Raw genomic sequence first — 12,527 nt, forward strand, 5'->3', positions numbered from 1 at the left:
TCCGGATCGTCCGATATCGGACGAGGACTGAGAAATGGGAATCCGCAAGTACAAGCCGACTACGCCGGGCCGTCGTGGCGCCAGCGTCGCCGACTTCGTCGAGGTCACGCGGTCCACGCCGGAGAAGTCGCTGGTCCGTCCCCTGCACAGCAAGGGCGGCCGTAACAACGCCGGTCGTGTGACCGTTCGCCACCAGGGTGGCGGACACAAGCGCGCCTACCGAGTGATCGACTTCCGTCGTCACGACAAGGACGGCGTGCCGGCGAAGGTCGCGCACATCGAGTACGACCCCAACCGCACCGCGCGCATCGCGCTCCTGCACTACGCGGACGGCGAGAAGCGCTACATCCTCGCGCCGCGTGGCCTGAGCCAGGGCGACCGCGTCGAGAACGGTCCCGGGGCCGACATCAAGCCGGGCAACAACCTCGCCCTGCGCAACATCCCGGTCGGTACCACGCTGCACGCCATCGAGCTGCGGCCGGGCGGCGGCGCCAAGTTCGCCCGCTCCGCCGGCGCCTCGGTGCAGCTGCTCGCGAAGGAGGGCTCCATGGCCCACCTGCGCATGCCGTCCGGTGAGATCCGCCTGGTCGACGTCCGCTGCCGCGCCACCGTCGGCGAGGTCGGCAACGCCGAGCAGAGCAACATCAACTGGGGCAAGGCGGGCCGTAAGCGGTGGCTGGGCGTTCGCCCGACCGTCCGTGGTGTGGTCATGAACCCGGTTGACCACCCGCACGGTGGTGGTGAGGGCCGGACCTCCGGTGGTCGTCACCCCGTGTCCCCGTGGGGCAAGAAGGAAGGCCGTACTCGTTCGCCCAAGAAGGCGTCGAACAAGTACATCGTCCGCCGCCGCAAGACGAACAAGAAGCGCTAAGGACGGGTTGAGATGCCTCGTAGCTTGAAGAAGGGGCCCTTCGTCGACGACCACCTGATGAAGAAGGTGGACACGCAGAACGAAGCCGGCACCAAGAACGTCATCAAGACCTGGTCCCGTCGCTCGATGATCGTCCCGGCCATGCTCGGCCACACGATCGCGGTGCACAACGGCAAGACCCACATCCCGGTGTTCGTCACCGAGTCGATGGTCGGCCACAAGCTCGGCGAGTTCTCGCCGACCCGCACCTTCCGGGGCCACGTCAAGGAAGACCGGAAGTCGAAGCGCCGCTAACAGCGGATCGCATTCAGACACGTAAGTAACTCTGAAGGGACAACCATGGAAGCCAGGGCCCAGGCGCGGTACATCCGCGTCACGCCCATGAAGGCCCGCCGTGTGGTGGACCTCATCCGTGGCATGGACGCCACGGAGGCCCAGGCTGTTCTGCGATTCGCTCCGCAGGCAGCCTCGGTTCCGGTGGGCAAGGTGCTCGACAGCGCCATTGCCAACGCCGCGCACAACTACGACCACACCGATGTCGACAGCCTCTTCATCTCCGAGGCCTACGTCGACGAGGGCCCGACCCTGAAGCGGTTCCGTCCGCGTGCCCAGGGCCGTGCCTACCGGATCCGCAAGCGGACCAGCCACATCACCGTGGTCGTCAGCAGCAAGGAAGGAACCCGGTAATGGGCCAGAAGGTAAACCCGCACGGGTTCCGGCTCGGTGTCACGACCGACTTCAAGTCGCGTTGGTACGCCGACAAGCTGTACAAGGACTACGTCAAGGAAGACGTCGCCATCCGTCGGATGATGACGTCCGGCATGGAGCGCGCCGGCATCTCGAAGGTCGAGATCGAGCGCACCCGTGACCGCGTCCGCGTGGACATCCACACCGCGCGCCCGGGCATCGTCATCGGCCGCCGCGGCGCCGAGGCCGACCGCATCCGCGGTGACCTGGAGAAGCTGACCGGCAAGCAGGTCCAGCTGAACATCCTCGAGGTCAAGAACCCGGAGACGGACGCTCAGCTGGTGGCCCAGGCCGTCGCCGAGCAGCTGTCCTCCCGCGTCTCCTTCCGCCGTGCCATGCGCAAGAGCATGCAGTCGGCGATGAAGGCGGGCGCCAAGGGCATCAAGATCCAGTGCGGTGGCCGTCTCGGCGGCGCCGAGATGTCCCGCTCGGAGTTCTACCGCGAGGGCCGCGTGCCCCTGCACACGCTCCGCGCGAACGTGGACTACGGCTTCTTCGAGGCCAAGACGACCTTCGGCCGCATCGGCGTGAAGGTCTGGATCTACAAGGGCGACGTCAAGAACATCGCCGAGGTCCGCGCCGAGAACGCTGCGGCCCGTGCGGGTAACCGCCCGGCCCGTGGCGGTGCCGACCGCCCGGCCCGTGGTGGCCGCGGTGGCGAGCGGCGCGGTCGCAAGCCGCAGCAGGCTGCCGGCGCCGAGGCCCCCAAGGCCGAGGCTCCCGCCGCCGCCGCTCCGGCTGAGAGCACCGGAACGGAGGCCTGACCGAAATGCTGATCCCCCGTAGGGTCAAGCACCGCAAGCAGCACCACCCGAAGCGCAACGGTATGTCCAAGGGTGGGACGCAGGTTGCGTTCGGCGAGTACGGCATCCAGGCGCTGACCCCGGCCTACGTCACGAACCGCCAGATCGAGGCGGCTCGTATCGCGATGACCCGCCACATCAAGCGTGGCGGCAAGGTCTGGATCAACATCTACCCGGACCGTCCGCTCACCAAGAAGCCCGCCGAGACCCGCATGGGTTCCGGTAAGGGTTCTCCTGAGTGGTGGATCGCCAACGTCAAGCCCGGACGTGTGATGTTCGAGCTGTCGTACCCCAACGAGAAGATCGCCCGTGAGGCGCTGACCCGTGCGGCCCACAAGCTGCCGATGAAGTGCCGGATCGTCAAGCGCGAGGCAGGTGAAGCGTGATGTCGGCCGGTACCAAGGCGTCCGAGCTGCGCGAGCTGGGCAACGAGGAGCTTCTGGCGAAGCTCCGCGAGGCCAAGGAAGAGCTGTTCAACCTCCGCTTCCAGGCGGCGACGGGTCAGCTCGAGAACCACGGCCGTCTGAAGGCGGTCCGCAAGGACATCGCCCGGATCTACACCCTCATGCGCGAGCGTGAGCTCGGCATCGAGACGGTGGAGAACGCCTGATGAGCGAGAGCAACGTGACTGAGAACAAGGAAGCTCGCGGTTTCCGCAAGACCCGTGAGGGTCTGGTCGTCAGCGACAAGATGGACAAGACCGTCGTCGTCGCCGTCGAGGACCGTGTCAAGCACGCGCTGTACGGCAAGGTCATCCGCCGTACGAACAAGCTCAAGGCGCACGACGAGCAGAACGCCGCGGGCGTCGGCGACCGCGTCCTCCTGATGGAGACCCGGCCGCTGTCCGCGACGAAGCGCTGGCGCGTCGTCGAGATCCTCGAGAAGGCCAAGTAGCAATTCCTGCGGGGCAGTTGCCTCGCAGGTCAGTTCCGCCAGGCTCGGCAGGGGTCTCCTCAGGGAAACCCCTGCCGGGAACCGGCAGACAAACAGGAGATAGACGTGATCCAGCAGGAGTCGCGACTGCGTGTCGCCGACAACACTGGTGCGAAGGAGATCCTTTGCATCCGTGTGCTCGGTGGCTCCGGTCGCCGCTACGCGGGCATCGGTGACGTCATCGTCGCCACCGTCAAGGACGCGATCCCCGGTGGCAACGTGAAGAAGGGTGACGTCGTCAAGGCGGTCATCGTTCGCACCGTCAAGGAGCGCCGCCGTCCGGACGGCTCGTACATCCGCTTCGACGAGAACGCCGCCGTCATTCTGAAGAACGACGGCGACCCTCGCGGCACCCGTATCTTCGGCCCGGTCGGCCGTGAGCTGCGCGAGAAGAAGTTCATGAAGATCATCTCGCTCGCGCCGGAGGTGCTGTAAGCATGAAGATCAAGAAGGGCGACCTGGTCCAGGTCATCACCGGCAAGGACAAGGGCAAGCAGGGCAAGGTCATTGCCGCTTACCCGCGCGAGGAGCGTGTCCTGGTCGAGGGTGTCAACCGGGTCAAGAAGCACACCAAGGCCGGCCCGACCGCCAGTGGCTCCCAGGCCGGCGGCATCGTGACCACCGAGGCGCCGATCCACGTCTCCAACGTCCAGCTGGTCGTGGAGAAGGACGGTCAGAAGGTCGTCACGCGTGTCGGTTACCGCTTCGACGAAGAGGGCAACAAGATCCGCGTTGCCAAGCGGACGGGTGAGGACATCTGATGGCTACCACCACCACTCCGCGTCTGAAGCAGAAGTACCGTGACGAGATCGCGGGCAAGCTGCGTGACGAGTTCAAGTACGAGAACGTCATGCAGATCCCCGGCCTCGTCAAGATCGTGGTCAACATGGGTGTCGGCGACGCCGCCCGTGACTCGAAGCTGATCGAGGGCGCGATCCGTGACCTGACCACCATCACCGGTCAGAAGCCGGCCGTCACCAAGGCCCGCAAGTCCATCGCGCAGTTCAAGCTGCGTGAGGGCCAGCCGATCGGTGCCCACGTCACGCTCCGTGGCGACCGCATGTGGGAGTTCCTGGACCGCACCCTGTCGCTCGCGCTCCCGCGCATCCGCGACTTCCGCGGCCTGTCCCCGAAGCAGTTCGACGGCCGTGGCAACTACACCTTCGGTCTCACGGAGCAGGTCATGTTCCACGAGATCGACCAGGACAAGATCGACCGCGTCCGGGGTATGGACATCACCGTGGTGACCACGGCGACCAACGACGAAGAGGGCCGTGCCCTTCTCCGTCACCTCGGCTTCCCGTTCAAGGAGGCGTGAGCGAGATGGCGAAGAAGGCTCTCATCGCGAAGGCTGCTCGCAAGCCCAAGTTCGGTGTGCGTGGCTACACCCGCTGCCAGCGCTGCGGCCGCCCGCACTCCGTCTACCGCAAGTTCGGCCTGTGCCGCGTGTGCCTTCGTGAGATGGCTCACCGTGGCGAGCTGCCGGGCGTGACCAAGAGCTCCTGGTAATCCCCCCTTTTAGGGATACCTGGACCTCTCGGTAAGCAACCGGGGTAGGCAGAGGTGCCGACTCTCATGGCTTAGGCTAGGAGGGTTGGGCCTCTGCCGCCCTGAACGACTTACTACGCCGTAGGTCCCCGCGCCGCACCCGTCCCGTCCCTGTACGGGGAGAGGGATGGCGCATATAGGAAACCCCGGCGAGAAAGGCCACAGGCCAATTCATGACCATGACTGATCCGATCGCAGACATGCTTACGCGTCTGCGGAACGCGAACTCGGCTTACCACGACTCGGTGTCGATGCCGCACTCCAAGATCAAGTCTCACATCGCGGAGATCCTCCAGCAGGAGGGCTTCATCACGGGCTGGAAGGTCGAGGACGCCGAGGTCGGCAAGAACCTCGTTCTCGAGCTGAAGTTCGGCCCGAACCGTGAGCGCTCCATCGCGGGCATCAAGCGGATCTCCAAGCCCGGTCTCCGGGTGTACGCGAAGTCCACCAACCTGCCCAAGGTGCTGGGCGGCCTCGGCGTGGCGATCATCTCCACGTCGCACGGGCTCCTCACCGACAAGCAGGCCGGCAAGAAGGGCGTGGGTGGGGAAGTCCTCGCCTACGTCTGGTAGCAGAAGGGAACGGAGGAAACAGCTATGTCGCGTATCGGCAAGCTCCCCATCGCGGTTCCCGCCGGCGTGGACGTCACCATCGACGGCCGCACGGTCAAGGTCAAGGGCCCCAAGGGCGAGCTGACCCACACCGTCGTGGCACCGATCGACATCGCCAAGGGCGAGGACGGCACCCTGCAGGTGACCCGCCCCAACGACGAGCGTCAGAGCAAGGCCCTGCACGGCCTGTCCCGCACGCTGGTGGCGAACATGATCACCGGCGTGACCCAGGGTTACGTGAAGAAGCTCGAGATCAGCGGTGTCGGTTACCGAGTCACCGCCAAGGGTTCCAACCTGGAGTTCGCTCTCGGTTACAGCCACCCGATCCTGGTCGAGGCCCCTGAAGGCATCTCCTTCAAGGTGGAGTCCCCGACCCGTTTCTCGGTCGAGGGCATCGACAAGCAGAAGGTCGGCGAGGTTGCGGCCAACATCCGCAAGCTGCGCAAGCCCGACCCGTACAAGGCCAAGGGCGTCAAGTACGAGGGCGAAGTCATCCGCCGCAAGGTCGGAAAGGCGGGTAAGTAAGCCATGGCATACGGGCAGAAGATCCTCAAGGGCGACGCCTACAAGCGCGCCGCGATCAAGCGCCGTCACATCCGGATCCGCAAGCGGATCTCCGGTACGGCGGAGCGCCCCCGTCTGGTCGTGACCCGCTCCAACCGCCACATCGTGGCGCAGGTGATCGACGACCTGAAGGGCCACACCCTGGCGTCGGCGTCCACCCTGGACGCTTCGATCCGCGGTGGCGAGGGCGACAAGTCCGCGCAGGCCAAGCAGGTCGGCGCCCTGGTCGCCGAGCGTGCCAAGGCCGCCGGTGTCGAGGCCGTCGTGTTCGACCGTGGTGGTAACCAGTACGCCGGCCGCATCGCGGCCCTGGCGGACGCCGCCCGCGAGGCCGGGCTCAAGTTCTGAGCCACGGTTCCGTAGCTAGCGGAAACAGAGAGAGGTAATTCCAATGGCTGGACCCCAGCGCCGCGGTGGCGGTGCCGGTGGCGGCGAGCGGCGGGACCGGAAGGGCCGTGACGGCGGCGCTGCTGCCGCCGAGAAGACCGCGTACGTCGAGCGCGTCGTCGCGATCAACCGCGTCGCCAAGGTTGTGAAGGGTGGTCGTCGCTTCAGCTTCACCGCGCTGGTCGTGGTGGGCGACGGTGACGGCACCGTGGGTGTCGGATACGGCAAGGCCAAGGAGGTGCCGGCCGCCATCGCCAAGGGTGTTGAGGAGGCCAAGAAGCACTTCTTCAAGGTCCCGCGTATCCAGGGCACCATCCCGCACCCGATCCAGGGTGAGAAGGCTGCCGGCGTCGTGCTCCTCAAGCCCGCGTCCCCCGGTACCGGTGTTATCGCCGGTGGTCCGGTGCGCGCCGTGCTCGAGTGCGCCGGTATTCACGACGTGCTGTCGAAGTCGCTCGGCTCCGACAACGCGATCAACATCGTGCACGCGACCGTGGCGGCCCTGAAGGGCCTGCAGCGTCCCGAGGAGATCGCGGCCCGCCGTGGTCTGCCGCTCGAGGACGTCGCTCCCGCGGCTCTGCTGCGTGCGCGTGCCGGGGCGGGTGCGTAATCATGGCGCAGCTCAAGATCACGCAGGTCAAGTCCTACATCGGCAGCAAGCAGAACCACCGCGACACCCTGCGCTCCCTTGGTCTCAAGGGCATCAACACGCAGGTCGTCAAGGAGGACCGCCCCGAGTTCCGCGGCATGGTGCACACCGTCCGCCACCTCGTGACGGTCGAGGAGGTCGACTGATCATGGCGGAGCAGAACCCGCTCAAGATCCACAACCTCCGTCCCGCCCCGGGCGCCAAGACCGCCAAGACCCGTGTGGGTCGTGGTGAGGCGTCGAAGGGTAAGACGGCCGGTCGTGGTACCAAGGGCACCAAGGCCCGTTACCAGGTTCCGGAGCGCTTCGAGGGCGGCCAGATGCCGCTGCACATGCGCCTCCCGAAGCTGAAGGGCTTCAAGAACCCGTTCAAGACCGAGTACCAGGTCGTCAACCTGGACAAGCTGGCCGCGCTCTACCCGCAGGGTGGCGAGGTCACCGTCCAGGACCTGGTCGAGAAGGGTGCCGTTCGCAAGAACAGCCTCGTCAAGGTCCTGGGCCAGGGCGAGGTCTCCGTGGCGCTGCAGGTGACGGTCGACGCCGTCTCCGGCTCCGCCAAGGAGAAGATCACCGCCGCCGGCGGTACGGTCACCGAGCTCGTCTGAACCCCTCGGACGACGCGTCGATGACGTAAACGATCCCACCGGGGATACCTCACAATGAGGTATCCCCGGTTGGTCGTTCCAAGGGGGGCATGGTCGCCGGTAAGGTGGCCTGCACTGTTCTCACTTATTCGTCGAACCTCAGACCGTCACCCTTGACGCAGTTGCGCGGGGGTCGCAGGAGGCACCGTGCTCACCGCGTTCGCCCGGGCGTTCAAGACGCCCGACCTGCGCAAGAAGCTGCTCTTCACGCTGGGCATCATCGTGGTCTACCGGGTCGGTACCCACATCCCGATCCCCGGCGTCAACTACAAGGCCGTCCAGCAGTGCGTGAGCGAGGCGGGGGCCAACCAGGGCCTGTTCGGCCTCGTGAACATGTTCAGCGGCGGCGCGCTGCTGCAGATCACGGTCTTCGCGCTCGGCATCATGCCGTACATCACCGCCAGCATCATCCTTCAGCTGCTGACCGTGGTGATCCCGCGCCTGGAGGCCCTGAAGAAGGAGGGCCAGGCCGGGACGGCGAAGATCACGCAGTACACCCGTTACCTCACCCTCGCCCTCGCGATCCTGCAGGGCACCGGCCTGGTCGCCACCGCCCGCAGCGGCGCGCTGTTCAGCGGCTGCTCGGTCTCCACGAGCATCGTCCCGGACCAGGCGATCTTCACCACGATCACGATGGTCATCTGCATGACCGCCGGCACCACCGTGGTGATGTGGCTGGGCGAGCTGATCACCGACCGCGGCATCGGCAACGGCATGTCGATCCTGATGTTCATCTCGATCGCCGCGACCTTCCCGTCCGCGCTGTGGGCGATCAAGAAGCAGGGCACCCTGGCCGGCGGCTGGATCGAGTTCGGCACCGTGATCCTGGTCGGCCTGGTCATGGTCGCGCTGGTGGTCTTCGTCGAGCAGGCCCAGCGCCGCATCCCGGTCCAGTACGCGAAGCGGATGATCGGCCGTCGCTCCTACGGCGGTACGTCCACCTACATCCCGCTCAAGGTGAACCAGGCGGGTGTGATCCCGGTCATCTTCGCCTCGTCGCTGCTGTACATCCCGGCCCTCGTGGCGCAGTTCGCGGGCGGCAACTCGGGCTGGAAGCAGTGGGTCCAGGAGAACCTGACCAAGGGTGATCACCCGATTTACATCACCCTGTACTTCTTGCTCATCGTGTTCTTCGCGTTCTTCTACGTGGCGATCTCCTTCAACCCCGAAGAAGTCGCCGACAACATGAAGAAGTATGGTGGCTTCATCCCGGGCATCCGGGCTGGCCGACCGACCGCTGAGTACCTGTCGTACGTGCTCAACCGGATCACCTGGCCGGGTTCGCTGTATCTGGGTCTGATCGCTCTCGTACCGACAATGGCGTTGGTCGGCTTCGGGGCAAGCCAGAACTTCCCCTTCGGCGGTACCAGCATCCTGATCATCGTGGGTGTCGGCCTCGAAACGGTGAAGCAGATCGAGAGCCAGCTCCAGCAGCGCAATTACGAAGGGTTCCTCCGCTGATGCGTATCGTCCTCGTCGGGCCGCCGGGTGCCGGTAAGGGAACGCAAGCCGTCCGGCTCGCCGAGCAGCTGGCCATCCCGCACATCTCCACGGGTGACCTGTTCCGGGCCAACATCAGCCGTCAGACCGAGCTGGGCAAGCTCGCCAAGTCCTACATGGACGCCGGCAACCTCGTCCCCGACGAGGTCACCATCGCGATGGCCAAGGACCGCATGGAGCAGGCGGACGCCGCGGGCGGATTCCTGCTGGACGGCTTCCCGCGCAACGTGGCCCAGGCCGAGGCGCTGGACGAGCTGCTGCGCACCGAGAACATGGCGCTGGACGCGGTGCTGGACCTGGAGGTCCCCGAGGACGAGGTCGTCAAGCGCATCGCGGGTCGCCGCATCTGCCGCAACGACTCCTCGCACGTCTTCCACGTGGACTACAACGCGCCGCGGCAGGCGGGCGTGTGCGACGTCTGCGGCGGCGAGCTGTACCAGCGCGAGGACGACTCCGAGGACACCGTCCGCACGCGCCTGGAGGTCTACCACACGCAGACCGAGCCCATCATCGACTACTACAGGTCGCAGGGTCTGGTCCGGACGATCTCCGCGCAGGCCCCGGTGGACGAGGTCACCCAGCGCGCGCTGGAGGCGCTGAAGAGCGAGCAGGCCGAGAGCAAGTAAGCCCGGCCGCCCACCGGCCGCGGTGCCCTCGAGGGGGCGCCGCGGCCGTAGTGTTGTACAGGTACACCCAGTCGACGTGAGTGACGGAGAGCGCAGGCCCCCCATGGTGCAGATCAAGACGCCCGAGCAGATCGCCAAGATGCGTGCGGCGGGCCTGGTCGTCGCCGCGATCCACGCGGCCACCCGGGAGGCCGCGGTGCCCGGCGCCTCCACCAAGGACCTGGACGAGGTCGCCCGCAAGGTGCTCGACGAGCACGGCGCCAAGTCGAACTTCCTGGGCTACGGCGGCTTCCCCGCGACCATCTGCACCTCCGTGAACGACGTGGTGGTGCACGGCATCCCGTCCGACGACGTCGTCCTCAAGGACGGCGACATCATCTCCATCGACTGCGGCGCGATCGTGGACGGCTGGCACGGCGACGCGGCCTACACGGCCTTCGTCGGCTCCGGCCACGCCCCGGAGCTGATCGAGCTGTCCCGGGTGACCGAGGAGTCGATGTGGGCCGGCATCGCGGCGATGAAGCAGGGCAACCGGCTGGTCGACGTCTCCCGGGCCATCGAGACGTACATCCGCCGCCAGCCGAAGCCGGGCGGCGGCCGGTACGGGATCATCGAGGACTACGGCGGCCACGGCATCGGCACCGAGATGCACATGGACCCGCACCTGCTGAACTACGTCGACCGGCGGCGCGGCAAGGGCCCCAAGCTGGTCCCCGGCTTCTGCCTGGCCATCGAGCCGATGGTGTCCCTCGGCACGCCCAGGACCGAGGTCCTGGAGGACGACTGGACGGTCATCACGACCGACGGCACCTGGTCCTCGCACTGGGAGCACTCCGTGGCGCTGACGGAGGACGGCCCGCTGGTCCTCACCGCGGTCGACGGCGGCAAGGCGAAGCTGGCGGAGCACGGCATCACCGCGGCCCCCGACCCGCTTGCCTGAACAGCGGCTCGCATAGGGGCCGCCCTCGTGGGGCAGAATTCCTCGATTCGCGTTTCCGGGTGCGCCGACGTAGACTGACTCGTCGGCTCTCGTGCACCCGCATGTCCGCATGCGCCCGTAAGGGACGCGGGAGAGTCGATCAAGGTAGTCGATTCGAAGGGCGAAGCGTGGCCAAGAAGCAAGGTGCCATCGAGATCGAGGGCACTGTCGTCGAGTCTCTGCCGAACGCCATGTTCAAGGTCGAGCTCCAGAACGGCCACCAGGTCCTGGCACACATCAGCGGCAAGATGCGTATGCACTACATCCGCATCCTCCCTGACGACCGGGTCGTGGTGGAGCTGTCTCCGTACGACCTGACGCGTGGCCGGATCGTCTACCGGTACAAGTAGATCTTGCCCGCGCCCCGGGTTCGCCCGGTGCGATGGCACTGACCCGGAGAACCTCACCCCATGAAGGTCAAGCCGAGCGTCAAGAAGATCTGCGACAAGTGCAGGGTGATCCGCCGTCACGGCCGGGTCATGGTCATCTGCGAGAACCCGCGCCACAAGCAGCGCCAGGGCTGACGCACGACCACCCCTCTCTGCACCTCTATCGCAGAGTCTTCGCGCGACGCGAGCTGAATTGTTCATACGCAGAACCCGAGCCGAGCGGCTCGACACCCCCGGTTCGGAGGCCGGGGACCCGGTTCGTACCTCATACGGCGGCCGGGAGCCGGTTCTGCGGAAGACCTCCGAAGATTCACCAGGAGCCATTGAATGGCACGCGTTTCCGGTGTTGACATCCCGCGCGAAAAGCGCGTGGAGGTCGCCCTCACCTACGTGTTCGGCATCGGCCGGACCCTCTCGAAGGAGACGCTGGCTGCGACCGGCGTCGACCCGAACACCCGCGTTCGTGACCTGAGCGAAGAGCAGCTGGTCGCGATCCGCGAGTACGTCGACAACAACATCAAGACCGAGGGTGACCTCCGTCGCGAGATCCAGGCCGACATCCGCCGCAAGGTCGAGATCGGCTGCTACCAGGGTCTCCGTCACCGTCGCGGTCTGCCCGTCCGCGGTCAGCGCACCAGCACCAACGCCCGTACCCGCAAGGGCCCGCGTCGCGCCATCGCCGGCAAGAAGAAGCCGGGCAAGAAGTAGTCCGCAGCGGACCTCTGTCCACGGTCTTCGCTGTAGGACCGACCACCTCCCTCTAGGAGTTTGTAGATGCCCCCCAAGGGTCGTCAGGGCGCTGCCAAGAAGGTGCGCCGCAAGGAAAAGAAGAACGTCGCTCACGGCCACGCGCACATCAAGAGCACGTTCAACAACACGATCGTCTCGATCACGGACCCCTCGGGCAACGTGATCTCCTGGGCCTCCGCCGGCCACGTCGGCTTCAAGGGCTCCCGGAAGTCCACGCCGTTCGCCGCGCAGATGGCCGCCGAGTCGGCTGCCCGCCGCGCCCAGGAGCACGGCATGCGCAAGGTCGACGTGTTCGTCAAGGGCCCGGGTTCCGGCCGTGAGACCGCGATCCGCTCCCTGCAGGCCACGGGCCTCGAGGTCGGCTCCATCCAGGACGTCACCCCGACCCCGCACAACGGCTGCCGTCCCCCGAAGCGCCGTCGCGTCTGACGCTCAGCGCTCCGCTGGATTTGCGGTTCCGGGCGGCACGGCCTCTGTTCAGAAGCCGTGCCGCCCGTACCCTTGCAGTACAGAGTCGGGCGTCAAAT

24 protein-coding genes are annotated in these 12,527 nt (G+C 66.4%); all 24 read left to right on the plus strand.

Annotated features, from left to right (window positions below):
* Positions 1-34: 34 nt before the first annotated feature.
* The 24 genes from rplB to rpsK all read left to right on the plus strand — a co-directional run bounded on the left by rplB (position 35) and on the right by rpsK (position 12,429).
* Entirely contained in the window at positions 35-871 is an 837-nt protein-coding gene (gene rplB / locus FRZ03_RS02950; RefSeq protein WP_070026315.1) for a 50S ribosomal protein L2, read from the plus strand.
* Between the two features lie 12 nt (positions 872-883).
* Positions 884-1,165 (plus strand): 30S ribosomal protein S19, encoded by a 282-nt coding sequence (rpsS, locus tag FRZ03_RS02955; protein ID WP_030641188.1) that lies wholly within the window; start codon positions 884-886, stop codon positions 1,163-1,165.
* A gap of 45 nt (positions 1,166-1,210) precedes the next feature.
* Complete coding sequence (rplV, locus tag FRZ03_RS02960) at positions 1,211-1,558, plus strand: 50S ribosomal protein L22 (RefSeq protein WP_006130776.1); 348 nt, start codon at positions 1,211-1,213, stop codon at positions 1,556-1,558.
* Positions 1,558-2,382, plus strand: a complete 825-nt coding sequence (rpsC, locus tag FRZ03_RS02965) for a 30S ribosomal protein S3 (protein ID WP_010036723.1) — start codon at positions 1,558-1,560, stop codon at positions 2,380-2,382. Before rplV ends, rpsC begins: the two co-directional genes overlap by 1 nt.
* A 5-nt stretch (positions 2,383-2,387) precedes the next feature.
* On the plus strand, positions 2,388-2,807 hold the full coding sequence (rplP, locus tag FRZ03_RS02970) for a 50S ribosomal protein L16 (protein ID WP_009190136.1): 420 nt from the start codon (positions 2,388-2,390) through the stop codon (positions 2,805-2,807).
* Entirely contained in the window at positions 2,807-3,031 is a 225-nt protein-coding gene (gene rpmC / locus FRZ03_RS02975) for a 50S ribosomal protein L29 (protein ID WP_007494763.1), read from the plus strand. The genes rplP and rpmC overlap by 1 nt, the downstream gene beginning before the upstream one ends.
* The gene (gene rpsQ, locus FRZ03_RS02980; RefSeq protein ID WP_039656223.1) at positions 3,031-3,315 is read left to right on the plus strand and encodes a 30S ribosomal protein S17; all 285 of its coding nucleotides are present in this window, start codon (positions 3,031-3,033) and stop codon (positions 3,313-3,315) included. The genes rpmC and rpsQ overlap by 1 nt, the downstream gene beginning before the upstream one ends.
* A 105-nt stretch (positions 3,316-3,420) precedes the next feature.
* Positions 3,421-3,789: a 50S ribosomal protein L14 gene (gene rplN, locus FRZ03_RS02985; protein ID WP_003998823.1), complete on the plus strand. Its 369-nt coding sequence runs from the start codon at positions 3,421-3,423 to the stop codon at positions 3,787-3,789.
* A 2-nt stretch (positions 3,790-3,791) separates the two neighbouring features.
* Positions 3,792-4,115 (plus strand): 50S ribosomal protein L24, encoded by a 324-nt coding sequence (rplX, locus tag FRZ03_RS02990; RefSeq protein WP_014674376.1) that lies wholly within the window; start codon positions 3,792-3,794, stop codon positions 4,113-4,115.
* Positions 4,115-4,672 carry a 50S ribosomal protein L5 gene (gene rplE / locus FRZ03_RS02995; protein ID WP_070026314.1) on the plus strand — a complete coding sequence of 186 codons (558 nt, stop codon included), beginning with the start codon at positions 4,115-4,117 and terminating at the stop codon, positions 4,670-4,672. Before rplX ends, rplE begins: the two co-directional genes overlap by 1 nt.
* Before the next feature lie 5 nt (positions 4,673-4,677).
* Complete coding sequence (locus FRZ03_RS03000; protein WP_003948630.1) at positions 4,678-4,863, plus strand: type Z 30S ribosomal protein S14; 186 nt, start codon at positions 4,678-4,680, stop codon at positions 4,861-4,863.
* Between the two features lie 212 nt (positions 4,864-5,075).
* Complete coding sequence (rpsH, locus tag FRZ03_RS03010) at positions 5,076-5,474, plus strand: 30S ribosomal protein S8 (protein ID WP_014674378.1); 399 nt, start codon at positions 5,076-5,078, stop codon at positions 5,472-5,474.
* 24 nt (positions 5,475-5,498) lie between these two features.
* Positions 5,499-6,038, plus strand: a complete 540-nt coding sequence (gene rplF, locus FRZ03_RS03015) for a 50S ribosomal protein L6 (protein ID WP_070026313.1) — start codon at positions 5,499-5,501, stop codon at positions 6,036-6,038.
* A 3-nt stretch (positions 6,039-6,041) separates the two neighbouring features.
* Complete coding sequence (gene rplR, locus FRZ03_RS03020; RefSeq protein ID WP_070026312.1) at positions 6,042-6,425, plus strand: 50S ribosomal protein L18; 384 nt, start codon at positions 6,042-6,044, stop codon at positions 6,423-6,425.
* A 43-nt stretch (positions 6,426-6,468) separates the two neighbouring features.
* A complete protein-coding gene (gene rpsE / locus FRZ03_RS03025; RefSeq protein ID WP_003992370.1) occupies positions 6,469-7,074 on the plus strand; it encodes a 30S ribosomal protein S5 in 606 nt (201 codons plus the stop codon).
* A 2-nt stretch (positions 7,075-7,076) separates the two neighbouring features.
* Positions 7,077-7,259, plus strand: a complete 183-nt coding sequence (rpmD, locus tag FRZ03_RS03030) for a 50S ribosomal protein L30 (RefSeq protein WP_003974250.1) — start codon at positions 7,077-7,079, stop codon at positions 7,257-7,259.
* 2 nt (positions 7,260-7,261) lie between these two features.
* Entirely contained in the window at positions 7,262-7,717 is a 456-nt protein-coding gene (gene rplO, locus FRZ03_RS03035; RefSeq protein ID WP_070026311.1) for a 50S ribosomal protein L15, read from the plus strand.
* A 186-nt stretch (positions 7,718-7,903) separates the two neighbouring features.
* The gene (gene secY / locus FRZ03_RS03040; RefSeq protein WP_070026310.1) at positions 7,904-9,217 is read left to right on the plus strand and encodes a preprotein translocase subunit SecY; all 1,314 of its coding nucleotides are present in this window, start codon (positions 7,904-7,906) and stop codon (positions 9,215-9,217) included.
* Positions 9,217-9,882 carry an adenylate kinase gene (locus FRZ03_RS03045; RefSeq protein ID WP_146463580.1) on the plus strand — a complete coding sequence of 222 codons (666 nt, stop codon included), beginning with the start codon at positions 9,217-9,219 and terminating at the stop codon, positions 9,880-9,882. The genes secY and FRZ03_RS03045 overlap by 1 nt, the downstream gene beginning before the upstream one ends.
* A 103-nt stretch (positions 9,883-9,985) precedes the next feature.
* Positions 9,986-10,822 (plus strand): type I methionyl aminopeptidase, encoded by an 837-nt coding sequence (gene map / locus FRZ03_RS03050; protein ID WP_146463611.1) that lies wholly within the window; start codon positions 9,986-9,988, stop codon positions 10,820-10,822.
* Positions 10,823-10,989: 167 nt separating this feature from the next.
* On the plus strand, positions 10,990-11,211 hold the full coding sequence (gene infA / locus FRZ03_RS03055; RefSeq protein WP_003948620.1) for a translation initiation factor IF-1: 222 nt from the start codon (positions 10,990-10,992) through the stop codon (positions 11,209-11,211).
* 60 nt (positions 11,212-11,271) lie between these two features.
* Positions 11,272-11,385: a 50S ribosomal protein L36 gene (gene rpmJ / locus FRZ03_RS03060; RefSeq protein ID WP_003998809.1), complete on the plus strand. Its 114-nt coding sequence runs from the start codon at positions 11,272-11,274 to the stop codon at positions 11,383-11,385.
* 192 nt (positions 11,386-11,577) lie between these two features.
* Positions 11,578-11,958: a 30S ribosomal protein S13 gene (rpsM, locus tag FRZ03_RS03065; RefSeq protein WP_009300593.1), complete on the plus strand. Its 381-nt coding sequence runs from the start codon at positions 11,578-11,580 to the stop codon at positions 11,956-11,958.
* A 66-nt stretch (positions 11,959-12,024) separates the two neighbouring features.
* Positions 12,025-12,429, plus strand: coding sequence for a 30S ribosomal protein S11 (gene rpsK, locus FRZ03_RS03070; protein WP_003956432.1), 405 nt, complete (start codon positions 12,025-12,027; stop codon positions 12,427-12,429).
* Positions 12,430-12,527: the final 98 nt, after the last annotated feature.

It is taken from the genome of Streptomyces misionensis, assembly GCF_007896895.1.
GTDB lineage: Bacteria > Actinomycetota > Actinomycetes > Streptomycetales > Streptomycetaceae > Streptomyces > Streptomyces misionensis_A.